Annotated in this window: 24 protein-coding genes; 16 read left to right on the forward strand and 8 right to left on the reverse strand. The window is 66.2% G+C overall.

Annotated features, from left to right (window positions below; genetic code table 11):
• Window positions 1-44: 44 nt before the first annotated feature.
• From BSY238_RS04705 to rsmI, 4 genes are all read right to left on the reverse strand, one after another.
• Window positions 45-803: a DUF3025 domain-containing protein gene (locus BSY238_RS04705; protein ID WP_223300268.1), complete on the reverse strand. Its 759-nt coding sequence runs from the start codon at window positions 801-803 to the stop codon at window positions 45-47.
• A gap of 41 nt (window positions 804-844) precedes the next feature.
• A complete protein-coding gene (locus tag BSY238_RS04710; RefSeq protein WP_069040455.1) occupies window positions 845-1,270 on the reverse strand; it encodes a hypothetical protein in 426 nt (141 codons plus the stop codon).
• 12 nt (window positions 1,271-1,282) lie between these two features.
• Complete coding sequence (pyrC, locus tag BSY238_RS04715) at window positions 1,283-2,338, reverse strand: dihydroorotase (protein WP_069038123.1); 1,056 nt, start codon at window positions 2,336-2,338, stop codon at window positions 1,283-1,285.
• Window positions 2,339-2,699: 361 nt separating this feature from the next.
• Entirely contained in the window at window positions 2,700-3,545 is an 846-nt protein-coding gene (rsmI, locus tag BSY238_RS04720; RefSeq protein ID WP_069040456.1) for a 16S rRNA (cytidine(1402)-2'-O)-methyltransferase, read from the reverse strand.
• 119 nt (window positions 3,546-3,664) lie between these two features.
• Between rsmI and BSY238_RS04725 the strand changes: the two genes are divergently transcribed.
• The 4 genes from BSY238_RS04725 to BSY238_RS04740 all read left to right on the forward strand — a co-directional run bounded on the left by BSY238_RS04725 (window position 3,665) and on the right by BSY238_RS04740 (window position 5,724).
• On the forward strand, window positions 3,665-4,027 hold the full coding sequence (locus tag BSY238_RS04725) for a YraN family protein (RefSeq protein WP_069038124.1): 363 nt from the start codon (window positions 3,665-3,667) through the stop codon (window positions 4,025-4,027).
• Window positions 4,011-4,397 (forward strand): HIRAN domain-containing protein, encoded by a 387-nt coding sequence (locus BSY238_RS04730; protein ID WP_069038125.1) that lies wholly within the window; start codon window positions 4,011-4,013, stop codon window positions 4,395-4,397. The genes BSY238_RS04725 and BSY238_RS04730 overlap by 17 nt, the downstream gene beginning before the upstream one ends.
• Window positions 4,398-4,483: 86 nt before the next feature.
• Complete coding sequence (locus BSY238_RS04735) at window positions 4,484-5,074, forward strand: phosphoheptose isomerase (RefSeq protein WP_069038126.1); 591 nt, start codon at window positions 4,484-4,486, stop codon at window positions 5,072-5,074.
• A complete protein-coding gene (locus BSY238_RS04740) occupies window positions 5,074-5,724 on the forward strand; it encodes a BON domain-containing protein (protein ID WP_069040457.1) in 651 nt (216 codons plus the stop codon). Before BSY238_RS04735 ends, BSY238_RS04740 begins: the two co-directional genes overlap by 1 nt.
• A gap of 29 nt (window positions 5,725-5,753) precedes the next feature.
• On the opposite strand, the gene BSY238_RS04745 is transcribed toward BSY238_RS04740, so the two are convergent.
• The 3 genes from BSY238_RS04745 to crcB form a co-directional block, all read right to left on the reverse strand.
• On the reverse strand, window positions 5,754-6,191 hold the full coding sequence (locus BSY238_RS04745) for a nuclear transport factor 2 family protein (RefSeq protein WP_069038127.1): 438 nt from the start codon (window positions 6,189-6,191) through the stop codon (window positions 5,754-5,756).
• Window positions 6,192-6,391: 200 nt separating this feature from the next.
• Window positions 6,392-10,522, reverse strand: coding sequence for an ATP-dependent RNA helicase HrpA (gene hrpA / locus BSY238_RS04750; RefSeq protein ID WP_069038128.1), 4,131 nt, complete (start codon window positions 10,520-10,522; stop codon window positions 6,392-6,394).
• Between the two features lie 216 nt (window positions 10,523-10,738).
• Complete coding sequence (crcB, locus tag BSY238_RS04755; protein WP_069038129.1) at window positions 10,739-11,116, reverse strand: fluoride efflux transporter CrcB; 378 nt, start codon at window positions 11,114-11,116, stop codon at window positions 10,739-10,741.
• 431 nt (window positions 11,117-11,547) lie between these two features.
• Here crcB and BSY238_RS04760 point away from each other — a divergent pair, with 431 nt between their 5' ends.
• The 8 genes from BSY238_RS04760 to BSY238_RS04790 all read left to right on the forward strand — a co-directional run bounded on the left by BSY238_RS04760 (window position 11,548) and on the right by BSY238_RS04790 (window position 19,264).
• The gene (locus BSY238_RS04760; protein WP_069038130.1) at window positions 11,548-12,066 is read left to right on the forward strand and encodes a sigma-70 family RNA polymerase sigma factor; all 519 of its coding nucleotides are present in this window, start codon (window positions 11,548-11,550) and stop codon (window positions 12,064-12,066) included.
• Complete coding sequence (locus BSY238_RS04765) at window positions 12,063-12,812, forward strand: DUF3379 family protein (RefSeq protein WP_069038131.1); 750 nt, start codon at window positions 12,063-12,065, stop codon at window positions 12,810-12,812. The genes BSY238_RS04760 and BSY238_RS04765 overlap by 4 nt, the downstream gene beginning before the upstream one ends.
• 77 nt (window positions 12,813-12,889) lie before the next feature.
• Window positions 12,890-13,873, forward strand: coding sequence for a catalase (locus BSY238_RS04770; RefSeq protein WP_069038132.1), 984 nt, complete (start codon window positions 12,890-12,892; stop codon window positions 13,871-13,873).
• Window positions 13,874-13,962: 89 nt separating this feature from the next.
• Entirely contained in the window at window positions 13,963-14,238 is a 276-nt protein-coding gene (locus tag BSY238_RS17960; protein ID WP_083223922.1) for a sigma-70 family RNA polymerase sigma factor, read from the forward strand.
• Window positions 14,216-14,533 (forward strand): sigma factor-like helix-turn-helix DNA-binding protein, encoded by a 318-nt coding sequence (locus BSY238_RS17965; protein WP_190295054.1) that lies wholly within the window; start codon window positions 14,216-14,218, stop codon window positions 14,531-14,533. Before BSY238_RS17960 ends, BSY238_RS17965 begins: the two co-directional genes overlap by 23 nt.
• Complete coding sequence (locus BSY238_RS17970) at window positions 14,530-14,754, forward strand: zf-HC2 domain-containing protein (RefSeq protein ID WP_223300269.1); 225 nt, start codon at window positions 14,530-14,532, stop codon at window positions 14,752-14,754. The genes BSY238_RS17965 and BSY238_RS17970 overlap by 4 nt, the downstream gene beginning before the upstream one ends.
• 91 nt (window positions 14,755-14,845) lie before the next feature.
• A complete protein-coding gene (locus tag BSY238_RS04785) occupies window positions 14,846-18,163 on the forward strand; it encodes a DEAD/DEAH box helicase (protein WP_069038134.1) in 3,318 nt (1,105 codons plus the stop codon).
• Window positions 18,164-18,247: 84 nt separating this feature from the next.
• The gene (locus BSY238_RS04790; protein ID WP_069038135.1) at window positions 18,248-19,264 is read left to right on the forward strand and encodes a hypothetical protein; all 1,017 of its coding nucleotides are present in this window, start codon (window positions 18,248-18,250) and stop codon (window positions 19,262-19,264) included.
• A gap of 227 nt (window positions 19,265-19,491) precedes the next feature.
• On the opposite strand, the gene BSY238_RS04795 is transcribed toward BSY238_RS04790, so the two are convergent.
• On the reverse strand, window positions 19,492-20,241 hold the full coding sequence (locus tag BSY238_RS04795; RefSeq protein ID WP_069040458.1) for an OST-HTH/LOTUS domain-containing protein: 750 nt from the start codon (window positions 20,239-20,241) through the stop codon (window positions 19,492-19,494).
• 824 nt (window positions 20,242-21,065) lie between these two features.
• On the opposite strand from BSY238_RS04795, the gene BSY238_RS04805 reads away from it, so the two are divergent.
• The 4 genes from BSY238_RS04805 (at window position 21,066) to bchJ (ending at window position 24,354) form a co-directional block, all read left to right on the forward strand.
• On the forward strand, window positions 21,066-21,350 hold the full coding sequence (locus tag BSY238_RS04805; protein ID WP_069038137.1) for a ribbon-helix-helix protein, CopG family: 285 nt from the start codon (window positions 21,066-21,068) through the stop codon (window positions 21,348-21,350).
• Between the two features lies 1 nt (window position 21,351).
• The gene (locus BSY238_RS04810) at window positions 21,352-21,645 is read left to right on the forward strand and encodes a type II toxin-antitoxin system RelE/ParE family toxin (RefSeq protein ID WP_069038138.1); all 294 of its coding nucleotides are present in this window, start codon (window positions 21,352-21,354) and stop codon (window positions 21,643-21,645) included.
• 392 nt (window positions 21,646-22,037) lie between these two features.
• Window positions 22,038-23,744, forward strand: a complete 1,707-nt coding sequence (bchE, locus tag BSY238_RS04815) for a magnesium-protoporphyrin IX monomethyl ester anaerobic oxidative cyclase (RefSeq protein WP_083223923.1) — start codon at window positions 22,038-22,040, stop codon at window positions 23,742-23,744.
• A gap of 13 nt (window positions 23,745-23,757) precedes the next feature.
• Window positions 23,758-24,354 (forward strand): bacteriochlorophyll 4-vinyl reductase, encoded by a 597-nt coding sequence (gene bchJ / locus BSY238_RS04820; RefSeq protein ID WP_069038139.1) that lies wholly within the window; start codon window positions 23,758-23,760, stop codon window positions 24,352-24,354.
• Window positions 24,355-24,496 lie beyond the last annotated feature (142 nt).

The raw sequence follows: 24,496 nt of genomic DNA on the forward strand, positions 1-24,496 counted from the left end.
CGACGAGCGGAAATCAACAGGGCGACCCGACGGGTCGCCCTTTTTCATGGTGCAGCCCGCCCGCGTGGTGCGGGCCTGAACTGGCGCGTATCGTCGAAGTACGCGGCGCAGGTGTTGTCCGCCGTCATGCCCGGCAGACCGAGCACCGGCAGCGGCTGCAGGTCGCGCGGCGAACGGGGCCACGAGCCCTCATCGATCTGGCGGGCCAGCCAGGCATCGACCCGTGCAGCGGACACGTCGGCTGCCACCGCACCCAGCTGCCTGCTGCTCACCAGATACGCGCGGGCGCACAGCCCGACGTGCGGCGCACGCGCCTTGTCCAGCAGCGCATGACCGATCACGAACAAGCGGGCAGCCTCCAGAGCGCCCCGGCGCTCGAACATCGCCTCGCGCCAGCGGTGATGACGGATGGCGTCGAGCAGGCTGCAGTCGTCCGACACCAGCACCAGCCCGTCCTCATCGAACTGGGTCAGCGCATCGCGCACCGGTCCGCGCGTCCCTGCCCGGTCTGCCGCATGCAGGAGATGCCCGGCATGGCACTGGTTCATCGCCGCCTTCGTCAGCGGAAAAGTCAGCCACACCAGCGCGTTGAAGGTGTCATGCCAGTTGTGATCGCGCGTCGACACGCAGCCGCTGCCGGCGATTCTCGATTCGTAGGGCTGATCGTCGGGTGGCGATGCGCAGAACGTCAGCGCATGTCCGGTGCCTGTTCGCGGGCGGCCGACGCGTTCTGCCTGCGCGTCCAGCCAGGCGGCGGCGGGTGCCGTCAGATCGGGCAGCAGCGCATCCAGCAGTGGTCGCACGCCGGCATGCAGCGGACCGCCCGGCCACCCAGCAGGAAGGCTCAGCGCTGCTCCGCCTCGGCCGTCGTGCTCTTGACGAAGGTGAGCACGTCATCCTTGCGGCGGAACACGCCGATCGCCTCCGGTACTGCAGCCGGCTTTTCGACCACTGCGAACGCGCAGTCGGTGGTGTTCACGGCATACCAGCGGCTGCCCTGTCGCAGCAGGTAGCGATTCGGCTCGCCACCGTCGAACACGCTGACATTGGCGGCGGTCAATCGCGCCGGTTTCATCACGTAACGGCGCTGGCAGGTCGGCATGCGCGACACGATGATGGCCAGCTTGTATTCGCCACTCCAGAAATAGGGCTTCTCACGATTGAGCGTCAGGGCGTGATCCTTGTTCTCGATCATGAAGGCGGCGTTCTCGATATCGCATCCTGCCAGCAGGGCGGCGAGCGGCAGCATCAGCAAGGTCAGTCGTGTCATGGGGTCACTCATTCAACCTTTATCAGGTTCGATGCGCCAGGCGACGCGCTCTCCCGCGCGCAACGGCACCAGCACATCACCATCGGCAAATTCCTGCTCCACCTTGACCTGCCACGACTCGCGCAGCAGCGTGATGCGCGAGGTATTGCGCGGCAGACCGTACCAGTCCGGGCCGTTGAAGCTGGCAAAGGCCTCCAGCCGGTCCAGCGCCCCGACCGAATCGAACGCCTCGGCATACAGTTCGATGCCGGCGTGCGACGTGTAGCAGCCGGCGCAGCCACACGCCGTCTCCTTCGTGCCTTTCGCGTGCGGCGCCGAATCGGTGCCGAGAAAGAAGCGCCGGTTGCCGGATGTCGCGGCGGCGACCAGCGCAACGCGATGCACCTCGCGCTTCAATACCGGCAGGCAGTAGTGATGCGGCCGCACGCCGCCGGCAAAGATCGCATTTCGATTCATCAGCAGATGATGAGCCGTGATGGTGGCGGCCATGTTGTCGCCGGCCGCGGCCACGAACTCCGCCGCGTCCTTCGTCGTGATGTGTTCGAACACCACGCGCAGCGTCGGGTGGCGGGCCAGCAGCGGGCGCAGCACGCGCTCGATGAACACCGCCTCGCGATCGAACACGTCCACCTCGGCGTCGGTCACCTCGCCATGGATCAACAGCGGCAGGCCGCGCTCGGCCATGCGCGCCAGCGCGGCGTCGCAGCGCGCCACGTCGGTCACGCCGGAATCGGAATTGGTGGTGGCACCCGCCGGGTAGAGCTTCACCGCCTTGACGAAGCCGCTGTCGCAGGCGCGATCGATTTCGTCGGCCGGCGTGTTGTCGGTCAGGTACAGCACCATCAGCGGCTCGAACGGCGGCAGACCGGGCGTGGCAGCGTGCGCCGCCATGATGCGGTCGCGGTAGGCCGCCGCCAGCGCCACCGTGGTGACCGGCGGACGCAGGTTGGGCATGACGATGGCGCGCCCGAAACGGCGCGCAGTATCGGGCAGTACCGCAGCGAGCGCGGCACCGTCGCGCAGGTGCAGATGCCAGTCGTCGGGGCGGGTGAGCGTCAGTCTGTTCAAGAGCGTTCCTGTTCTTTCTGCGATGCGGGTCGCGCTACGCGGTCAGTATGTCGTGCCGGCTTGCCGTGCCCGCGGAAGCAAAATCGGCGGGTCATTCACCTGTGGGTCATTCACCTGTGGGTCATTCACCTGTGGGTCATTCACCTGTGGGTCATTCACCTGTGGGTCATTCACCTGTGGGTCATTCACCTGTGGGTCATTCACCTGTGGGTCATTCACCTGTGGGAGCGGCGGCCTCGCCGCGATACGCACTCCGCACAACGACGGTCGCGGCACGATCGCGGCGGGGCCGCCGCTCCCACAGGGCGCTGCCCCCACAGGCCGCTGCCCCCACAGGTCGGACCACGGATTGATCGCGCGATTATCCCGCATCCTCGTCCTGCGGCGCATCCGTAGCGTGCGCCATCGCGTGGTCGTACAGCAGCTTGCGCGATGCGCCGGTGATGGCCTGCGCCACCTTCACGGCGCGACTCGGTGGCAGTTCGTCGAGCAGCAGCTCGAGCGTGCGACGCGCCGCGGCGTCCAGCCCTTCTTCCAGCTGCGCTGCCGCGAGCAGCAGCACGAATTCGCCGCGCTGACGGTTCGGATCTGCCGCGAGCCACGCGACCGCTTCCGAGACCGGCAGGCGCACGATCTGCTCGAACAGCTTGGTCAGCTCGCGGGCGATCACCAGTTCGCGTTCCGGCTGGATCACCGCGGCGATATCGTCTACGCATTCGACGATGCGATGAGGCGCTTCGTAGAACACCAGCACGCAGTCCTGTTCGCGCAGCGATTCCAGCACCTTGCGGCGCGCCGCCGACTTGACCGGCAGGAAACCGACGAAGCGGAACTGTGCGTCGAGCAGACCGCTGGCCGACAGCGCCACCACGGCGGCACTCGGTCCGCTGATCGGTACCACGCGAAAGCCGGCGTCCTGCACCGCGCGCACCACCCGCGCGCCGGGGTCGGACACCGCCGGCGTGCCGGCATCGGACACCAGCGCCACGCGACGGCCATCGCGCAGCGCGGCAATCAGGCGCTCGGCGCCGCTGCGCTCGTTGTGTTCATGCACCGCCACCAGCTGCGCGGTCAGCCCGAGATGTCGGGCGAGGCGCGACGTTTCCCGCGTGTCCTCGCAGGCGATCAGGTCGGCCGCACGCAGGGCCGCGATGGCGCGCGCCGACAGCTCGCCCAGATGGCCGATCGGCGTGCCGACGACATACAATGCCGATGTCGTAAATTCTCGCGCAAGGTCATCATGGGGCGTCACGGCATCGGTCATCGGGTGCTTTCCTGCAGGCGGGCCGCCATTCTGAGCGTGGCAGCGGTCCGCCACAAGCCGGCATGACGCTGCGCGCCGCGCACGGCGCAGCGGCCGAGGCGCTGGCTGCGCGCCACCTCGAAGCGCACGGCCTGCGGGTGATCGGCCGCAACCTGCGCTGGCCGGATGGCGAACTCGATCTGGTCTGCGAACACGGCGACAGCCTCGTGTTCGTCGAAGTGCGCCTGCGTCGCGATGCGCGCTTCGGCGGCGCAGCCGCCAGCGTCGGCCCGACCAAGCAGGCGCGGCTGATCCGCGCCGCGCAGCACTATCTGGCCGAACAGGGCCGGCGTGCGCGCCAGCGACCGGCACGCTTCGATGTGGTGGCGCTGTCGGGGCTGGACGGCAGGCAGATCGAATGGATACGCGATGCGTTCGGCCTGTAGCGCACTGGCGCTGCTCGCCGCGCTCGCCGCAGACGTGTCATGCGCCCAGAGCCTGCGCCTGCTGGCGCAGCGCTCGCCACTGGCCGGCGCACAGTTCCACCAGCTGCACGCGGTGCGTCCGGGTCTGCGCGAAGGCGATACGCTGACGCTGGAACGCGAACCCGGCAACCGCCATGACCGGCGCGCCATCCGCGTGTTGTGGCGCGGCCACATGCTGGGCTATCTGCCGCGCGCCGCCAATTTCGAGGCGGCCGCCGAAATGGATGCCGGACAGCGGCTGAGTGCGCGCATCGGCCGGCTGACCGACGACCCGGACCCGTGGCGGCGTGTGCGCATCGACGTCTATGTCGAACTCGCACCCGCGCAATGAAGAGCGGCTTCGTTTCGGGCTGTAAGAAAACGGGGTAACACGGGGGATGTTGGTAAACTCGGCGCTTCACCCTGCCCCGTGTCCTCATGAACCTGGTTTCACGCATTTCCGAGCATTTCTTCGACAGCGCGCAAACCAAGCTTTCGTCGGTCGAATTGCTGGCGGCACCGATTGGCGATGCCATTGAACTGATGGTGTCCAGCCTGATGGCCACCGGCAAGATTCTGGCCTGCGGCAACGGCGGGTCGGCGGCCGACGCGCAGCATTTCGCGGCCGAACTGGTTGGCCGCTATGAACGCGAACGACCCGAGCTGGCCGCGATCGCGCTTACTGTCGACACCTCCATCCTGACCGCCATCGCCAACGACTACGGCTACGAGCAGGTGTTCGCCAAACAGGTACGTGCGCTGGGCCAGCCGAATGACGTGCTGCTGGCACTGTCCACCTCGGGCAATTCGGGCAACGTGATCGAGGCCATCCGCGCCGCGCACGAGCGCGAAATGCACGTCGTGGCACTGACCGGCCGCGGTGGCGGACGCATCGCCGAAATGCTCACCGAACGCGACATCCACCTCTGCGTGCCGGCCGAACGCACGGCGCGCATCCAGGAAGTTCACCTGCTCACCCTGCATTGCCTGTGCGATGGCATCGACTGCATGCTTCTAGGAACCGAATGATGACCCACACACCGATCAAGACCCCCCGCGCGACGCTTGTGCGGCCGCTGCTGATTGCCGCACTTGTCGCGGCCTGCGTACCGATGCTCCAGGGCTGTTTCCCGTTCGTCGCGGCCGGTGCCGGCGGCGCCGTGCTGTCGGCGCTCGACCGACGCACCAGCGGCACCCAGGTCGAGGACGAAGGCATCGAACTGCGCACCAGCTCGCGCCTGCGCGAAAAGCTCGGCAGCCGCGCCAACGTCAGCGTCACCAGCTACAACCGCAATGTGCTGCTGACCGGCCAGGTGGCCGACGACGCCACGCGCGCCGAAGCCGAAGCCATCGCGGGTGGCGTGCCGAATGTGCGCGGCATCAGCAACGAGACCGAAATCGCCGGCGTGTCGTCGCTGACCCAGCGTTCGAGCGACGCGGTCATCACCTCGAAGGTGAAAGCGCGCATTCTCGATTCGCAGCGCGTGTCGGCCAACCACGTCAAGGTGGTGACTGAAGGCAGCAAGGTCTATCTGATGGGCCTGCTGACCGAAGCCGAAGCGAACGCCGCCAAGCAGGTCGCCGCCGCCACTGGTGGTGTCGCAAAGGTGGTCGCGATCTTCGAAATCGTCAGCCCGGAAGAAGCACGCCGGCTGGATCAGGCAGGCGCCCGCAAGTAAGGTGCAGCAGTAGCGGTCGCCGGGCGTCGTCAGAGGCCCGGTACCGCGAGCCTGCGGCGCAGCCAGCGCATCGCGCCGCCGATCACCGGCAGTTTTTCATACAGCTCCTGCGCGGCATCCCAGTAATCGCGATGTTCGACGACGCACCCTGCGTCGTCGAAGCGCAGCCGCGTCGCACCCACGATCTGCAGCGCCTGCCCGCGCATCGTGAAGTGCATCGTCCAGTCCAGCCAGGCCGCATCGCCTTCGCTCATCGCCGAGTGCACCTCGAAGCGCGGCGAGCCGACCTGCTCGAACATGTGGCTGAAAATGCGTGCCACCGCGGCCCGCCCGCGCACGTCGTTGAACGGATCGCGGAAGGTCGCATCGGCCGCATACAGCGCTGCGAGCACGGCCACGGTGTCGGGCGTCAAGGATTCGAACGCCGTGATCAGCGCGCGCAGGCGCAGGTCGGTGTCAGCGGACATGTCGCGTCATCTCCGGAATCTTTCCCATCAGCCATTCTTGCAGAGAGTGACCATGGGGTGCATTTGTGGGGGTGGGCGGCGTTCTAGGAAGGGGCGGCTGCGGGAGCGGCGGCCTCGCCGCGATAGGCTCTCCGCACAACGACGGTCGCTGCACGATCGCGGCGAGGCCGCCGCTCCCACAGCCGCCGCTCGGCAAGCCATCACGCCCGTGCACGCGACTCCCATATCTTCTGCAGCCGCTTGACCGAGACGGGCACCGGGGTACGCAGTTCCTGGGCGAACAGGTTCACACGCAGCTCTTCGAGCAGCCAGCGGAATTCATCGATGAACGGATCGGCCACGCCGGCACGGGCGCGCGCAATGCGCTCGCGGTCCCACAGCGTGGCCAGTGACTGCCAGTCGGCCAGCGCACGGGCATCGCGCTCCGGGTCGGTGCGCAGCTTGTCGATGCGCAGGGCGATCGCCTTCAGATATCGCGGGTAGTGGGTCAGCCGCTCGAAAGGCGTGCGTTCGATGAAGAACTTGCCGACCAGTGCGTCGAGCTGGGCGCGCATGTCGGCGCCGGCATCCGGATGCGCCTTCAGCGCGACCAGCTTCTTGCTCAGCGCGGCATATTCGGTCAGCACGCTGCCTGCGAGGCGGCCGATTTCCTGCGCCACCAGCGAAATGCGCGGCCGGGCTTCGTCGCGGCGCGCGGCAAAGCTCGCAGCATCCTGCGGCCACGGTTCCATCATGCAGCAGCGGTCCATCGTCGCGGCCACCAGCTGGGCGCGCAGTTCCGGCTCGCTGCCCAGGTTCATGAACTGCATCGCCATGTCGCGCAGGCCGGGCAGACTCTTTTCGATGTACTTCACCTGATCGCGCAGCTCGAGCGCAAACAGGCGACGCAGACCGCGTCGATGTACTTCGAGCGCAGCCTCCGGCGTGTCGAGCACGCGCAGGCTGACCGACTCGCCTTCGTCCTGCAGTGCCGGAAAACCGATCACCCGGCGACCGGCCACTTCGACTTCCATCAGTTCGGGCAGCGGCCCGAAGGTCCACGCGCGGTAGCGTTCGTCGCCGGCAGTCTGCTCGGCGACCGCCGGGGCGGCCGGTTCGGCTGCCGGTCGCCCCTTTCTCGTCGGCTGCGGCACCGGCGCCTTCGCCACCACGTCGCGCGCGCCCAGAGCAGACAGCGCGTCGGCCATGCTGCCGCGCGCCGTCGCGCCCTTCGCGGCCACCGCTTCGTCGTGCGCTACGGCAGACGCGCTGGCCGGCGCTCGCGCCGCCTCCGTCACAGGCGCGGCCGGCGGCAGCGCGATGCGTGCCGACTCGAAGCGACGTGCCACCTCGTCCTTCAGCCGGGTGCGCAGTTCGGCCAGATTGCGCGACTGGCCGAGCACCCGGCCGTGCTCGTCGACCACGCGCACATTCATCATCAGATGCGCCGGCAGGTTTTCCGCGCGGATGGCATCGGACGGCAGCTTCAGGCTCACCTTCAGTTCGATCGCGCGCGCCAGCGCCTTCACCAGCGGTTCGGCCAAGTCGTGTTCCTGCGCGATGAAGTCGGCGACGAAACCGGCCACCGGCTGCAGCCGGTGGCGCAGCTTCGGCGGAATGGTCTTGGCCAGCTGCAGCACCTTCTCTTCGATCAGGCCGGGCACCAGCCAGTCGAGCCTGGCCGCCGGAATCTGGTTCAGCAGCGTCAGCGGCACGGTCAGTGTGACGCCGTCGTCGGCGGCATTCGGCTCGTGCCGGTACTCGAGCTTCAGGCGCTGACCCAGCAGATCCATCTTCGCCGGGAAGCGCTCGCTGCTGACACCGGCCGCTTCATGGCGCATCAGCTGTTCGCGCGTCAGATACAGCAGCTTCGGGCTTTCGCGTTCGGCGTCGCGCCGCCAGCGTTCGAAACCGCGCAGATCGATCACGTCGGCCGGCACGATGGAATCGTAGAAGGCGTGGATCAACGATTCGTCCACCAGCAGGTCCTGCCGCCGCTGCTTCTCTTCCAGCCGCTCGATCTGCGCGATCAGGTCGAGGTTGTGCTGCAGGAATTTCATCTGCTTAAGCGCGATATCGGTCACATCGCCATTGACCAGCCCTTCGCGGATCAGCAGTTCGCGCGCCAGCACCGGGTCGGTCTTGCCGTACTGCACCGCCCGTTTGGCATACAGCGTGATGCCGTGGATGACGCCGCGCTCCCACGCCACCGTCTCGCCGCGGCTTTTCGACCAGTGCGGCTCATAGGTCGAGCGGCGCAGCAGATGGGCGCCCACCTCCTCCACCCACTCCGGTTCGATGCGCGCGATGCAGCGCGCGAACAGCCGCGTCGTTTCGACCAGTTCGGCCGTCATGATCCACTTGCCGCCCTTCTTGGCCAGCGCCGAGCCCGGATGCGGCCAGAACTTGATGCCGCGTGCGCCCAGATATGGCGGCTCGCCGGCGCGCGCGTCCTCTATGCGCAGCCCGAGGTTGCCGAGCAGGCCGGTCAGCAGCGCGCGGTGCAGCGCGTCGAATTCGGCCGGCCGTTCGTTCTCCTTCCAGTCGTGTTCGGCACACAGCGTGTGCAGCTGGGTGTGCACATCGCGCCACTCGCGCATGCGCATCCAGTTCAGGAAATTGGCGCGGCACCACTCGCGCTGCTTGGCCTGCGACTGGTGATGCCACACCTCGTCGAAGGCTGCCCAGGCCTTCAGGTACCACAGGAATTCGCTGCGTTCGTCGGCGAACTTCGCATGCGCCTGATCGGCGGCGCCGGCCCGTTCTTCCGGCCGGTCGCGCGGGTCCTGCACCGACAGGCCGGCCGTGATGACCAGCACTTCCTTCAGGGCACCGTGATCGCGCGCCGCCAGAATCATCCGCGCCACGCGCGGGTCGACCGGCAGCTTGGCCAGCTCGCGGCCGAGTGGCGTCAGGTCGCGCGCTTCGTCCACCGCGCCCAGCTCCTGCAGCAGCTGATAGCCGTCGGCGATGGCGCGCGGCGCCGGGCGGTCGATGAACGGGAATTCCTCGACGTCAGCCAGACTGAGCGACTTCATGCGCAGGATGACGCCGGCCAGCGACGAGCGCAGGATTTCCGGGTCGGTGTGCGCCGGCCGCTGATTGAAGTCCTCTTCGTCGTACAGCCGGAAGCAGATGCCGCTGGACACCCGGCCGCAGCGTCCGGCGCGCTGCTTGGCCGCCGACTGCGCGATCGGCTCGACCTGCAGCTGTTCGACCTTGTTGCGGTAGCTGTAGCGCTTCACGCGCGCCAGACCGGTGTCGATGACGTAGCGGATGCCCGGCACGGTGAGCGAGGTTTCCGCCACATTGGTGGCGAGAATGACGCGCCGGCCGTTCGAGCCCTGGAACACGCGCGCCTGTTCCTGCGCCGACTGGCGCGCATACAGCGCCAGCACTTCCGGCTTTACGCCGGCCAGCCGCGTGTGGTGCTTGCGCAGCGCCTCGGTGCCTTCGCGGATTTCCCGCTCGCCCGGCATGAACACCAGCACGTCGCCCGGGCCGGTCGAAAAGGCTTCGTCGACAGCGTCGCATACCGCGTCATACAGGTCGCGATCCTTCTGCGCCTCGAACGGCCGCCAGCGCATTTCGATCGGGTACAGCCGGCCGCTGACCTCGATCACCGGCGCCGGCGTGTCGCCCTGCGCGAAGTGGTTGGCGAAGCGTTCGGCGTCCAGCGTGGCCGAGGTGACGATCACCTTCAGATCGGGCCGGCGCGGCAGCACCTCGCGCAGATAGCCGAGCAGGAAGTCGATGTTCAGGCTGCGCTCGTGCGCCTCGTCGATGATCAGCGTGTCGTAGGCGGCCAGCCAACGGTCGCGCTGCGTCTCGGCGAGCAGGATGCCGTCGGTCATCAGCTTGATACGGCTGTCTTCCGACGTACGGTCGGTGAAGCGGATCGCGAAACCCACTTCGCGCCCGAGCGACACGTTCAGCTCCTTCGCCACGCGGTCGGCGGTGGCGCGCGCCGCGATGCGGCGCGGCTGCGTATGGCCGATCAGCCCCCGCGCGCCACGGCCCAGTTCGAGGCACAGCTTGGGCAGCTGGGTCGTCTTGCCGGAGCCGGTCTCGCCGCACACGATGATGACCTGATGCGCAGCGAGCGCGGCTGCGATCTCGTCACGCCGCGCCGACACCGGCAGCTCTTCCGGGTACTCGATCTTCGGCGCCGACGCCCGGCGCGCAGCGACCTTCGCCTGCGAAGCCGCAACGCGCTCGGCCAGCTTCGCCGGCCACTTGTCCGGCGCACGCTGCCCCGGCGGCAGATCGCGCAGCGCGCGGCCGATCGCCGCCGCATCGCGGCTCATGCAGCTTTCGAGGAGGGCGTTCAGATCGGGGCGCAGCAAAGTCATGAAGCGGGACGGCGATCCGCCTGCGGCGGAAAGGGCGACATTGTCGTTGAAAGGCGCACCGGGCGGGCGGTCCGGATCGGTGGGGTTGGGAATCGCTGCGCTGACTTCAACGAACGGGGCGGCGGCTGGGGGCGGATGTTGGGGTGAGCGCAGCGATGCCCAACAGCGGCCTGCCACCCTCTACATGCCCATCCCCTACGACCACCCGCAGCGCGGCTACCCCACCACGTTCTTCCACATCCACCAGCCGAGCGCAGTCATGGCCAGAGAACCGATCACGTGCGCCGCCACGGCGACGAAGGCCCACATCGTGTCGCCGCGCTGGAACAGCGAAAACACCTCGCCGGAAAAGCTCGAAAAGGTGGTCAGCCCGCCGAGAAACCCCGTTGTACAAAGAAGTTTCACGTGCTGCGGCACATCCGGCACCGCCTGGAACACCGCCAGCGCCACGCCCATCAGCAACCCGCCGACCATGTTGGCCACCCAGGTGCCGAGCGGAAAACCGGCGAACAGCGGATTCAGCGTCAGGCCCAGCCCCCAGCGCAGCCAGGCACCGAGCGCCGCACCACCGCCTACGGCAAGAAAGTTCTGCATGTCGCGCAGCCGGAATCAACAAAGGCACCATTGTAGAGACAGGCAAGTCCCTGCAGGAGCCATCGACGGCTGGCCCTGCATGGCCTGCCGGCCTTGCGGGCTGCGAGCAGTGCCGACCTGTGTGCGAGCGGCGCCGGTTTTGTGGGAGCGGCGGCCTCGCCGCGATAGCGCAGCGATGGTCGCCTTGCAGCGTGCGTATCGCGGCGAGGCCGCCGCTCCCACAGGGTGCCTGTCCCACAGGCCGCCGCTCCCATAGATACTGCTCTCACAGGGCATGCTCCCCGAATGTCCTGCTCCCACCGGGGCCGTTCCCAGAGGGGCCGCCCCCCGACCCGGGCGCTCCAGGGATAGCCACGCCGCCTGAAACGCGATGTAAGGTTGCACACCTTGCAAAGGTCTGTAGGTTTGTCAGCTCATCCCCGGACGACGTCGTGATACTCGGATTCAGCAAACGCAAGAGCTTCGAACAGGCGGTGCGCGCCTTCAGTCCTGACCTTTACCGGTTCGCCTGGTGGCTGTGCCGCGACAAGTTCGTAGCCGAAGACCTGGTGCAGGAAACCTTTGTCCGCGCCTGGAAGGCGTGGGACGACATCAAGGATTCCAACTCCACGAAAAGCTGGCTGATCACCATCGTGCGGCGCGAGCACGCGCGGCTGTACGAACGGAAGCAGTTCGATTACGTCGATGTCGAGCTGGAAGACCTGCAGATCGCCGCCGATCACGAACCGATGGAACTGTTTGAAATGGAAAACCTGCTGGGCAGCCTGCCGCTGACCTTGCGCGAACCGCTGGTGCTGCAGGCACTGGGCGGATTTTCATGTGCCGAGATCGCCACCATGCTCGATACCACCGAAGGCGCCATCATGACCCGCCTGACCCGCGCCCGGCAGGCGCTGCGCAGCACGCTCACCGCCCAACCGGGCACCGCCAGCCGGAGGGCCGAATCATGAGCGCCGACGGCTTCAACTGCATCGACTTCCGGCGCGAAAAGATGGCCGATCCGCGCCGTCTGACCGAAGCTGCGGAAGAACACCTGATCGCCTGCGCCGGCTGCCAGAGCTTTTCGCGCCGGGTCAATGCGCAGGAGCGCGCGCTGCAGCAGGCAGTGAGCATCGACGTGCCCGACGGTCTGGCCGAACGCATCATCGTGGCCGGCCGCAGCCAGACGCGCACGCCGTTCAAGTTGTGGGCGCTGGCGGCCAGTCTGGTGCTGAGCGTGGGCATGGGCGCGCAGTACTGGCACGCCGCGCCCGACCGCGACCGCATCGCGCTGGCGGTCGATCACGTGATGCACGAGCCGCAGGCGCTGATGAGCACGCGGCTGATCGAACCGGAAAAGGTGGCACAGGTGTTCGAAAGCTTCGGCGCCGAAGTGCGGGTGCCGCTGTCGTCGGTGCGCTACGTGAAGCTGTGCCCGGTGCCCGGCGGCACCGGCTGGCACATCGTGTTCGACACCGACAAGGGCCCGGCCACCCTGCTGCTGCTGCCGCAGAACACGGCAAAGAAGGCGCGCGTGCTGACCGCCTCTTACGGCGGCATGGGCGTGCATGTCGAGCCGGGCGGCCAGGGCATGTTTGCCGTGGTGGCCGGCGACGAGGAACAGGCCCGCGCCGCGGCCGGCATGCTGCACCGGCACGTGAGCTGGCAGGTGATCACCGCGCACGGCGGTAATCAGGACGATCCGAAAAGACTGTAACGAAACGACGTTTCGCGCGACTTGATGACGAGGGCTCCGTGCCTTCGCATCCCCTTCCTCATTCGAACGGAGTCGCCATGAAACAAAAACGCCTGCCCTTTTCCGTCGCCGGGCTGTTCCTCGCCTGCTTCGCCGCAACGCCACTGCTGGCAGCCGAGCCAGCCCCGGTCGACATGGTCGATGCGCTCAACGGCGTCTTCGGCAAGCATGCCGGTGCACGGGGCTCGCACGCGAAAGGCTTCTGCGCACGGGGCACCTTCACGCCCGCACCGGCTGCAGAGGGTTTTGCAAACACCCGGCTGCTGTCCGCGATGCAGGTGCCGGCCGAAGTTCGCTTCTCTATCGGCGGTGGCAATCCGCGCATTTCCGACAAAAGTCGCTCGGCACGAGGCATCGCGGTAAGGCTGTCGGGGCCCGATGAAGGCTGGGACATGGTTTTCATTTCCGAACCCGTGTTCTTCGCCGCTACACCGGCTTCCTTCGTGAGCTTCCTGAAGGCGCGCGTGGCGGATCCGGCCACGAAGAAACCGGACCCTGCCCGCATCAAGGCCCACAACGAACAGTATCCGGAAGGCACAAGGCAGCCGTCGCTGCTGGCGGCGCACGCAGCGCCCGCCTCGTATGCCAGCACGCCCTACTTTTCCAATCATGCCTTCAGGTTCGTGGCGGCCGACGGCCGCTCGACCTGGGCGCGGCTGCAGTTCGAACCGGTATCGGGCACCCGCCATCTGAGCGAGGCCGAAGAGAAATCGCTGCCGGACGATTTTCTAGAAATGGAATTCCGCAGCCGTCTCGGCAGCGGCAGCGTCGATCTGGACCTTTACGCGCAACCAGCCGGCAGCGGCGATTCGCTCACCGATTCAACGGTGACATGGTCGAACGGGCCGGCCAAGGTGCGTCTCGGCCGGCTGTCGATCGATCGCTACAGCGGTCAGGACTGCAACGATAACGTGTACGTACCAACCCGTCTCCCGACGGGAATCGAGCCGTCCAACGACCCGATTCTTCGCGTACGTGCCGCGGCCTACGGGGTGTCCAGCACCCGCCGGGCGCAGCCTTGATCGCAGCAGCCGTGCCGGGCGCAGCGTCCGGCTGTCCTGCCGGCGCCGCTTGCCGGCAGGACAGCACGGATCATGCATACTGCCAGCCCATGAACGCGCTGTCCCAGCCGCTCGCCGACACGCTGGCGGAACACCGACGCTTCCTGCTCAACCTTGCCGCACTGCAGCTGGGGTCGCGCGAAGATGCCGACGATGTGGTTCAGGATACCTTCGCAGCGGCACTCACCGGCTTGAACGGTTTCTCCGGCGAGGTGCCTTTGCGCGCCTGGCTGGTCGGCATCCTGCGGCACAAGATCGTCGATGCCATCCGCCGGCGCGTGCGCTACGTCCGTCTCGATCCCGATGACGTGCTGCCTGACGATTGAGGCCGAGTTCGATGACCACTTCACGACGGATGGCTGCTGGCAACCCGCCGTGCTCAATGACAGTTGCCCGGAAGCGTCGCTGGCGCACCGCGAACTGCTCGAACTGATCGAACTGTGCATGCAGCGGTTGCCTGCCAACACCGCCCGCGTATTCCTGATGCGCGAATTCCTGGATCTCGACTTCGGCGAGATCGCGACACAGCTCGGGCTGACCGAAGGTCACTTGCGGGTGCTGCTCTATCGAGCCCGAATGCGCCTGCGCGATTGCGTCAGCCGCGGCTGGAGCTGTCCGTGAGCAGCGCTGCCAGTGCACCGGCCGGCGGCATAAGCTGCCGCGACAGCACCCGCCTCGTGTCGCAGATGCGTGACCGGCCGCTCGACGGCACGGAAACGGCGCAGCTCGAAACGCATGTCGCGCAGTGCCCGCACTGTCGCATCGCCGCGCAGCAGTTCGCCGATCTGTTCGCCCGCGTCGATCTGCTGCTTGCGCGCAACCCGCAGGGCGACCGCCGCTAGCAGCCGGCGCGGCGGCTCGCGTGTCGTCACGGCAGTGACAGACGCAGGGTTTACAATCCCGCGTCCCTTTTGTCCTGCACCGCGCTTCGCAATGGAACTGACCCGCCTGCTTTCGCAGCTCGACGACCGCATGCTCGGCGAGCTGTTCTCGGAAGAGACCATCGTGCGCGGTGCGGGCTATGTGTCGCGGGTGGGCGACATCGAGGTCAATGGCCCGACGCTGCGCGCGCTGGTGCGCGGCTCGCGGCCGCAGCCGTATCAGGTGTCGGTGCGACTGGAACGGCGCGAATACTTCGGCGAACGCACGCTTGAAGTGGCGTCGCGCTGCAGTTGCCCGGTCGGCAACCGCTGCAAGCATGCGGTCGGCCTGCTGCTGGCCGCCAAACAGCAGGGCGAACTGATCGAAAAGCCGCGCGCCGAAATCCTGCGCTGGGCGCAAACCCTCGGCCAGCGCCTGGCCCGGGACAACAGCAGCGAAACGAAGAAGCGCAGCAACCCGGTGCGCGACGCCATCATCTTTCTGGTTGCGCTGCGCGGCGCGCAGGCGCCCGAGTTCCGGCTGCTCAAGGCACGCCTGACGCGCGACGGCGCCTTCAGCGGCGACGGCCAGCCCTGGTTCAACTACGAACAGGCGCTGCTCAAGCCGCCCTCTTTCGTGCACGAAAGCGATCTGCCGGTGTTCCGCGTGCTGCGCGACGCCATCCGCAAGCGCCACAGCAGCACCTTCGTTCCGTTCGAACTGCGTGGCAGCGACGGCCTGGGCGTGCTGCGCAGCGCGCTCGAAACCGGCCGCACCTATGTGCTGGACAGTGGCGCCGAGGGCACCGCCCATCTGCTGGCGGCCGGCGAGCCGCGCCCCGGCCAGCTCGAATGGCAGACCGAAAAGCTCGGCGTGCGCGCCCTGCTCGCCTGCACGCCGCCGGCCGACACGGTGCTGCCGACCGAACCGCCCTGGTATGTCGACGCCGCCCGAGGTCAGGCCGGCGAGGTGCTGCACCCGGACCGCGCCGCGCTGATGGCGGTGCTGGAACTGCCGCTGCTGTCGCCGGCCGAACTGCCGCTGATCGCCGGTGCGCTGGCCGAAGTGGCGCCCGCGCTGCCGTCGCCGCTCGGTCGCGACGCCGCCAACCTGCCGCTGCTGACCGAGCCACTGCGCCCGGTGCTGCAGCTGCAGAGCCTCGCCGTGTGGCATGTGAAGCCGCATCGCCGCTACGACAAGGCGCTCGGCCACACGCTGTACGACCTCGCCACCGTTTCGCTGCACTACGGGCAGGCGCGCTTCGCCGCCACCGATTCGTCCGATCTCGCGACCCTGCCCAGCGGGCGCGCGGTGCGCGTCAGGCGCGACCTCGCGGCCGAAGGCCGCGCACTCGCGCTGCTGAGCGAGGTCGGTTTCGCGCCGCTGCAGGCGCGCTGGCTGCAGATGTTCGACCCGCTGCCGGTCGGTTCACTCGGGCTGGAAAGCGAAGCCGCCTGGGCGCGTTTCTTCTCCGCCGAAGCCGGTGTGCTGACCCGCGCCGGCTGGCAGATCGACTGCCCGCCCGACTTCCGCCACCGCGTGCTGGTGGTCGATGACTGGTACGCCGAACTCGACGAAAACGAAAACGGCTGGCTCGAACTGTCGCTCGGCATCGACGTCGGCGGCCGCCGGCTCGATCTGGCGCCGCTGCTGTACGCGCTGTTCAAGCGCGACGGCCGCTGGCTGGACCCGGTCGCGCTCGACCGCATGCGCGACGAAGACGCGACCGAACTCAGTACGCCGGAAGGCGAGCGCATCGTGGTGCCGGCCGGGCGCATCAAGCCGCTGGCGCGCACCCTGGTCGATCTGTTCGACAGCCCGACCGACGGCGCGCTGCGCGTGTCGCGCATGGACGCCCCGCGCCTGACCGAGGCGCTCGATGCGAAGTGGACGCGCGCCGGCTTCCAGTCGCTGGAGCAGTGGGTCGAGCGGCTGCGCGGCATGAAGGGCATCGCGCCGGTCGCCGAGCCGGCGGGTTTCGGCATCGAACTTCGCCCCTACCAGCGCGAAGGGCTGGCCTGGCTGCAGCATCTGCGGGCGCACGATCTGGGCGGCATCCTGGCCGACGACATGGGGCTGGGCAAGACCGCCCAGGCACTGGCCCACCTGCTGACCGAAAAGCTCGCCGGCCGGCTCGACCGCCCGGCGCTGGTCGTGCTGCCGACTTCGCTGGTGTTCAACTGGCAGCGCGAAGCCGAGCGCTTCGCACCGCAGCTGAGTGTGCTCAAGCTGCACGGCGCCGACCGCAGCACGCTGTTCGACCGGATCCCGCAGTACGACGTGTGCCTCACCACCTACCCGCTGCTGTGGCGCGACCATGAAAAGCTGGCCGCGCACGATTACCACCTGCTCATCCTCGACGAGGCGCAGACGGTGAAGAACACCGGCAGCCAGGCCGCCAGGGCGGTGCGCCTGCTGCGCGCGCGCCACCGGCTGTGCCTCACCGGCACGCCGATGGAAAACCATCTGGGTGAGCTGTGGGCGCAGTTCGACTTCCTGCTGCCCGGCTTTCTCGGCGAATCGAAGGATTTCACGCGCAGCTGGCGCACGCCGATCGAAAAGCACGGCGACCTCATCCGACGCGAACTGCTGGCGCGGCGCGTCGCGCCCTTCATCCTGCGCCGGCGCAAGGACGACGTCGCGAAGGAACTGCCGCCCAAGACCGAAGTGCTGCGCACGGTCGAACTGACCGGCCGCCAGCGCGACCTGTACGAAACCGTGCGCGTGGCGATGGACAAGCGGGTGCGCGAAGAAGTCGCCAGCCGCGGCTTCGCGCGCAGCCGCATCGTCATCCTCGACGCCCTGCTCAAGCTGCGTCAGGTGTGCTGCGACCCGCGCCTGCTGAAGACCGACGCCGCGCTGCGCGTGAAGGAACGCGCCAAGCTCGACCTCCTGATGGACATGCTGGAAAACCTGCTGGCCGAAGGCCGCAAGGTGCTGGTGTTTTCGCAATTCACCGCCATGCTCGACCTGATCAAGACCGAACTGGACGACGCCGGCATCGGCTCGGTCATGCTGACCGGCGACACCACCCACCGCGAAGCCGTCGTGCGCCGCTTCCAGGAAGGCACGGTGCCGGTATTCCTGATCAGCCTGAAGGCCGGCGGCGTCGGCCTCAACCTCACCCACGCCGACACCGTCATCCACTACGACCCCTGGTGGAACCCCGCCGCCGAAAACCAGGCCAGCGACCGCGCCCACCGCATCGGCCAGGACAAGCCGGTGTTCGTCTACAAGCTCATCGTCGCCGGCAGCATAGAAGAACGCATCGTCGCCCTGCAGGAAAAGAAGGCCGCCCTGGCCGAAGGCATCCTCGGCAACGACGAGGCGGCGCTGGAGAAATTCGGGGAGACGGATCTGGCGGCGCTGTTTGAGCCGCTGGCGGAGTAAAAAAAGGGAGTAAAAAAAGGGGTCAGACCCCAATTTTCATAAAACCCCGTTCCAATTTAGATCATCAGTCGTGGAGCTCGAAGAATGAAGATGGCCATGCGTCTGCGGACGCTCGCAGGGGGATTGATATCACTCTTGTTGCTGGCAGGTTGTGCAACCACTGTCATTGAAGAAAATGACCGCGAGGCACGGACCGATCTGCAAACCGTAACAAGGGACGCGATGCATTTCACCGACCTTGTGATCGGCAACACCGCGACAGTCCGGATCGATGCCGCATCGCCGACCTATCTGGTCGACGGGAGTCCTCGAAGATTTTCATCATTCTCGCTGCCCGATGATCCGTCGAGGCGCTATCTCGACTACGTATCGACACCACACGGCAGCATCATGATCTACCAGTTGAAGGTACTGGTGCCGGTCTTTACCTTTCTGGATGCTGACCGCAACATCATCGAAACTCGCGCCTCGGGCCGCATGGAGAACCGACGTGCAAAGTTCGAGGGGCGTGTGGCTGTACCGGAACGATCACGTTACGTGATTGTTCACGGTACCGAGGAAGTGCCAGGCCCCCTCATCGTTCACGGCGACCCCGGGCACTCGGCATCCATTCCGGGCAGCCGATTGGGCGAACTGCAGCTAACGCTCAGTAATGTCGCGATGGCGACGGTCATCGATTCAGGCGAAATCGAAGACGCCAGCAAGGGCCGGCTCTTCTACCTGGCTTCGGTTGATGGCAACCGCGTGTCCAACACAGCGGCTGGCGAGTCTCGACGAGCAAGTTCGGGGCAAGGATTCCGCCTTTCACCCCAGTTCCCGTCCCGACTGGTTCCGGTGAAGCCGCTAAAGGTGGTCGTTGTCGGTACGCACGCAACCGGCGCCCCCATTCACGAAATCGCTTCGCGGATGTCAGGTAATTTCCGGTCAGTCGAGGCAGAACTCGACTTCACGCCCGAGGCCGACAAGGTGTACATCGTGAAGGGCAACCTCGAGAAGGACAGCTCGGCCGTCTGGATCGAAGACGCCATGTCGGGTCAGCCTGTCACGAAGAGAGGAATATCGGGCGAGAGAAAAGAAAAGGGATCAGACCCCAATTTTTGAGCGACGCGCAGGGGCGGCGTGGGCGCATCTCCGGGGAAGCGAATAGGGGTCACACTTCAATTTTATGTGCCGACGTATTCGACTACAACGACATGTTCTTCAATGTGAAGTCGGCATGGTTCCAGCAATGAGCTTTGCCGGTAGAGTTTGAAAAGCAGTACTTCAGAGGCTCGGGAACGTCTGGCAAGCCTTGGGCTATTCATTAGCGGGCGTGCGCGGTTTTGGCGCTATATTTTTTTGACTCGGTACCAAGCGGCGCGCTGGCCATTCGTTTCACGGTAACGAAGATCGAAAAGGCGGGATTCGTGTATGACCTGCCGCCAGCTGCTGCACCCATATTTGGCTGGCAGTTGCTCGGGATACCTTTCTGCGATCCATCGTCCAGCGGTGGCGACGGGCGTCCACTCTTCGACAGCCAACTCGTCAGCAGCCTCACGCAATGCGCAAACAATTCCTGCAGTGGGCCAATCCACCAGACCATCGGGCGCTATGCCTTTGAGCATCAGATTGATGACGGCATCAGACTGAGCAAACTCCGCCGCAAGGCGACGGGTCTGATCCATGTGCTCCGCCCAGCCTCGCAGTTGCTCAAAGTATTGATCGATACGACTGTATGCCGCCGCCAAGGACTCTTGCGCACCACGGCATCCGGCCAGATTCCACAGGTCGTGCTGGTCGATGAAATGGTGCACCAAGTTGTTCCGCAGCCGTACCAATTCCTTCAGATCGTTCTGCGTCCGGTCGTAATCCTCCGCCGACATTTGCAGACTCATCTTTATCTTGAGCGAGATGATGTTGTCCGGCGCATCCGGTTCGACGGCCTCTTCGTGCTCGCTGCGGGTGACATACGTTCCGAGTAGTGTGCCAACCAAGTTGCCCAAGGTCTTGCTTGCGGCATCCGCAATGCGCCGCGCCTGATTCGATTCGAGGGGTGATCCTGACGCGGAGATCTCATGGTGGGCGACGACGGCCTTCATGAGTTGTTCGTACTGCTGCAAACGCAAGAGGCAACGGCCCAGCATTCGCTGTACGTCATGTTGCAACGTCTGCAGCTCTTCATCTATGGGTTGAATCGGCAAGCCTGTCAACGCGGGTTTCACCGTACCGGCAATTGCCCGTTCGGAAGTAATAGGAATAATTGTAATTGGGTATGGACGACGAATAAAACTTTGACATCCGAGCGTCTATTAGCACAACCTTTAGTTTCGTTTTGTGCGAACTTTCTCTTACCGGAAAAAATAGCCCAGCGGTCGCGCTGGCGAATCCGCTTCCAAGGGAAAGTCAAAAAGTCCCCCGCTGACCGGGAACTTCATCGGTGATTCTCCAACCTGTAGATCTCCGAGCAGGCAATGCGGCCAGAGCGAGAAGGCAACTCACCCGGTGTGATGCTGACGCCGGAAACACATTGAAGAGGGTCAGCTCCATATTCTTCCGTGTGGAACAACTGGCCCGCTCCGGCATCGTGGGGGCGCTTCCGATTACTCGGGCCATCCATTTCTGCTTCCCCTACCTATGGCGCGGAGCTGCGCTCTCACCGCTCGCGCTTTCGGTCGGGGTGTCCGTCGCGCTAGTCGCCCTGATCCTCTGGCGCATCAAGTGTGTCGGCAAGTTGTTCGCTTGCGGGGGGCGGTGAGCGGCAACATTACCGACCTGATCATTGCGAAAGATCGCGGGTGGACCCGTGTCCTTGCGTACTTTTCCAGGTACGGCTGCCCCGGGTCTTCCAGATGCGACTTTCCCCGCCTCCGGCCTGTAGCACTCGCGTGCTACATTTCGCTTTTCCCGCTTCGAGGCACGTGCCGTGTCCACCACAACCATTCGTCTGCCGGAAGAACTGAAAGGTCGCGTTGCGGCGGCCGCTGAACGGGCAGGCAGCACGACCCACGCTTTCATTCTCGACGCGATTGCCGAGAAGACCGCCCGTGAGGAACAGCGCGCCGACTTCGCCCACGAGGCGCAGGCGCGCTACGCACGCATCGTTGCCTCCGGTGAAACGATTCCGTGGCAGGACATGCGCGGCTTTCTGATGGCCCACATCGCCGACGAACCCATTCCCCTGCCGACGCCGCGCAAGATGGCGCGCTGAAATGTCTGCCATAGAGCTGGCGCCCGAGCTTGTGCAGGATTTTTCGCGCATTCTTGCCCACCTTGCCGCGTTCGAGGTTCGATCGCCTGACACGCGACTTCTTGAAATCGTCGCCGGCCTCGATGTACTCGAAAGCAATCCGATGATAGGTCGCCCGACAGCAGGCGACCTGCGCGAACTCGTGATCGGTCGGGACGCCCGGGGCTATGTGGCGCTTTACCGTTACGTGCAGGAGATCGATACCGTTTTTGTGCTGGCCATCCGAAGCCAGCGCGAGGCCGGCTATCGGGAATGACGCCTTCCAGACCGGCCGCCAGCAGCAGCGCGCCTCGGACGCACATCGACGGCGTTGCCGGCCTGCCCGGTTGATGCCAGATGCACCGGGGCTTCCACCGGAGATTCCCTCACATTCCCCACCTGCTCTACATCGAATCCTCGCCGCACAAGCGGCGGTCGGAGGCGGCGACGGCGCGGAGCTTAACGCGAAATACGCGGGCATCGCCGTTGCGCCGCTGAGCGACGCGCAGGGGGCGGCGTGGGCGCATCTCCGGGCGCTGGCGGCTGGCGTCCAGCCCCGGGCGCTGCTGCGCCGGTAGGTTGTCCGAGCAAAGCTTGTCTTGTGTCAATTTTTACGGACATCTGAGTTGTACGCTTTGCGTGACACTTTACGTCACGAGGGCACCCGTCATGCGCATCGTCCTGATCCACCCAAACTACCACTCCGGCGGCGCCGAAATTGCGGGCAACTGGCCGCCGGCCTGGGTCGCCTACCTCACCGGCTACCTGAAGGCCGGCGGCTACGATGACGTGACCTTCATCGACGCGATGACGCATCACCTGACGGACGATCAGGTGCAGGCGCGGCTGATCGAGCTGGATCCGGACATCGTCGGCTGCACGGCGATCACGCCGTCGATCTACAAGGCGGAAGAACTGCTGAAGCTGGCCAAGGACCTCAAGCCGTCGGTGGTGACGGTGCTGGGCGGCATTCACGGCACCTTCATGTATCCGCAGGTGCTGAAGGAAGCGCCGTGGATCGATTGCGTGGTGCGCGGCGAAGGCGAGCAGGTGTTCCTGAACCTGGTGCGCGCGGTCGATGACGGCCAGTGGGCGCGCGACCCGGTGAGCGTGCGCGGCGTGGCGTTTCTCGACGCCGATGCGCAGGTGGTGGCCACGCCGGCCGAGCCGCCGATCCAGGACCTGGACCGCATCACGCCGGACTGGGGCATTCTTGAGTGGGACAAATACATCTACATTCCGATGGGCGTGCGCGTGGCGATCCCGAACTTCGCGCGCGGCTGCCCCTTCACGTGCAGTTTCTGCAGCCAGTGGAAGTTCTGGCGTGACTACCGCATCCGCGATCCGAAGAAGGTGGTCGACGAGATCGAGGACCTGGTGAAGAACCACGGCATCGGCTTCTTCATCCTGGCGGACGAGGAACCGACGATCCACCGCAAGAAATTCATCCAGTTCTGCGAAGAACTGATCGAACGCGACCTGGGCGTGCTGTGGGGCATCAACACGCGCGTGACCGACATCCTGCGCGATGAGAAGCTGCTGCCGCTGTTCCGCCGGGCCGGTCTGGTGCACGTGAGCCTGGGCACCGAGGCGGCGGCACAGCTGAAGCTCGACCGCTTCAACAAGGAAACGACGATCGCGCAGAACAAGAAGGCGATCGCGCTGCTGCGCGAAGCCGGCATCGTGACCGAGGCGCAGTTCATCGTCGGCCTGGAAAACGAAACCGCCGAAACGCTGGAAGAAACCTACCGCATGGCGCGCGACTGGAACCCCGACATGGCCAACTGGGCGATGTACACGCCGTGGCCGTTCTCGGATCTGTTCCAGGAGCTGGGCGACAAGGTCGAGGTGTTCGACTACGAAAAGTACAACTTCGTCACCCCGATCATGAAGCCTGACGCCATGGACCGCGCCGAGCTGCTCGACCGGGTGATGAACAACTACCGTCGCTTCTTCATGAACAAGACCTTCTTCCAGTACCCGTGGGAAAAGGACAAGCAGCGGCGCAAATACCTGCTGGGCTGCCTGAAGGCCTTCCTGAAGAGCGGCTTCGAACGCAAGTTCTACGATCTCGGCCGGGTCGGCTACTGGGGCCCGCAGAGCAAGAAGAAGGTGGACTTCGCCTTCGCCGACGAGCGCGTGCATGCGCGACCGGACGGCGCAGCGATTGCCGCCGCCGACGAAGGCTGGGTCACCATGCACGGCCCGAAGATCGAAATGCGCCGCAAGAAGGGCGAGGAACTGGCCGCAGCCGCCATCGCCGCGTGCGGCGGCGGGCACGACCAGCTGAGCGACGAAGAAGCCGATCGCGCGCTGGCCGCCCACGCGGCCCGCACCGCGGCGGCGATCGAAGCGGCCCAAGCCAGCACCGTCTGAGCGGCCGTCGACCATGAGTGCGACACATGCATCGACCCGTATCGGTCCGAACGCCATCACCCGCGTGGCCGAAGCCCTGCAGCAGCGCAACGGCGAGGCATTCACGGCGCTGATCTTCGGCCGGGCCGGCCTGCTGCGCTATCTGGGGCAGCCGCCGCAATCGATGGTGGACGAAGCCGAAGTGATGCGCCTGCACCGCGTGCTGCGCGACAGTGTCGGCCCGGCCGACGCGCGTGCGGTGGCGCGCGATGCCGGTCGGCGCACCGCCGACTACCTGCTGGCCCGGCGCATTCCGCGCCCGGTGCAGGCGCTGCTGCACCGGCTGCCGGCGGCGCTCGCTGCGCGCGTGTTGCTGGCGGCGATCCGGCGCCACGCCTGGACCTTCGCCGGCAGCGGCCACTTCAGCGCGCGCGCCGGCCGGCCGGTTGTGCTGACGCTGCAGGACAACCCGCTTTGCCGCGGCGTGGTGCTTGACGGGCCCGCCTGCGACTACTACGCCGCCACCTTCGAGCACCTTTTCCGGGTGCTGGTGCATCCGCGCGCGCGGGTGCGCGAAACCGCCTGCGAAGCGATGGGCGCCGCCGCCTGCGTGTTCGAGATCGACTGGTAGACGCGTCCGCGCGCCGCATGCGTCGGCGAAAGTGGGCTCCGAATCACGTTCGGGACGGGGCACGAGCCGGGTTGATCAAGGGTCGGATCGGGTAGCGGCACTGAACGCCCGGCGCCCGGGACGTTCGAAACAGATATGCCTC

This window comes from Methyloversatilis sp. RAC08, assembly GCF_001713355.1.
GTDB lineage: Bacteria > Pseudomonadota > Gammaproteobacteria > Burkholderiales > Rhodocyclaceae > Methyloversatilis.

Bases quoted from the DNA above. Each gene is read 5' to 3' on its own strand.
- BSY238_RS04710 (WP_069040455.1), bottom strand. From the start codon at position 1,270: ATGACACGACTGACCTTGCTGATGCTGCCGCTCGCCGCCCTGCTGGCA.
- BSY238_RS04725 (WP_069038124.1), top strand. From the start codon at position 3,665: ATGACGCTGCGCGCCGCGCACGGCGCAGCGGCCGAGGCGCTGGCTGCG.
- BSY238_RS04730 (WP_069038125.1), top strand. From the start codon at position 4,011: ATGCGTTCGGCCTGTAGCGCACTGGCGCTGCTCGCCGCGCTCGCCGCA.
- BSY238_RS04735 (WP_069038126.1), top strand. From the start codon at position 4,484: ATGAACCTGGTTTCACGCATTTCCGAGCATTTCTTCGACAGCGCGCAA.
- BSY238_RS04740 (WP_069040457.1), top strand. From the start codon at position 5,074: ATGACCCACACACCGATCAAGACCCCCCGCGCGACGCTTGTGCGGCCG.
- BSY238_RS04745 (WP_069038127.1), bottom strand. From the start codon at position 6,191: ATGTCCGCTGACACCGACCTGCGCCTGCGCGCGCTGATCACGGCGTTC.
- hrpA (WP_069038128.1), bottom strand. From the start codon at position 10,522: ATGACTTTGCTGCGCCCCGATCTGAACGCCCTCCTCGAAAGCTGCATG.
- crcB (WP_069038129.1), bottom strand. From the start codon at position 11,116: ATGCAGAACTTTCTTGCCGTAGGCGGTGGTGCGGCGCTCGGTGCCTGG.
- BSY238_RS04765 (WP_069038131.1), top strand. From the start codon at position 12,063: ATGAGCGCCGACGGCTTCAACTGCATCGACTTCCGGCGCGAAAAGATG.
- BSY238_RS04770 (WP_069038132.1), top strand. From the start codon at position 12,890: ATGAAACAAAAACGCCTGCCCTTTTCCGTCGCCGGGCTGTTCCTCGCC.
- BSY238_RS17960 (WP_083223922.1), top strand. From the start codon at position 13,963: ATGAACGCGCTGTCCCAGCCGCTCGCCGACACGCTGGCGGAACACCGA.
- BSY238_RS17965 (WP_190295054.1), top strand. From the start codon at position 14,216: ATGACGTGCTGCCTGACGATTGAGGCCGAGTTCGATGACCACTTCACG.
- BSY238_RS04785 (WP_069038134.1), top strand. From the start codon at position 14,846: ATGGAACTGACCCGCCTGCTTTCGCAGCTCGACGACCGCATGCTCGGC.
- BSY238_RS04790 (WP_069038135.1), top strand. From the start codon at position 18,248: ATGAAGATGGCCATGCGTCTGCGGACGCTCGCAGGGGGATTGATATCA.
- BSY238_RS04795 (WP_069040458.1), bottom strand. From the start codon at position 20,241: ATGAAGGCCGTCGTCGCCCACCATGAGATCTCCGCGTCAGGATCACCC.
- BSY238_RS04810 (WP_069038138.1), top strand. From the start codon at position 21,352: ATGTCTGCCATAGAGCTGGCGCCCGAGCTTGTGCAGGATTTTTCGCGC.
- bchE (WP_083223923.1), top strand. From the start codon at position 22,038: ATGCGCATCGTCCTGATCCACCCAAACTACCACTCCGGCGGCGCCGAA.
- bchJ (WP_069038139.1), top strand. From the start codon at position 23,758: ATGAGTGCGACACATGCATCGACCCGTATCGGTCCGAACGCCATCACC.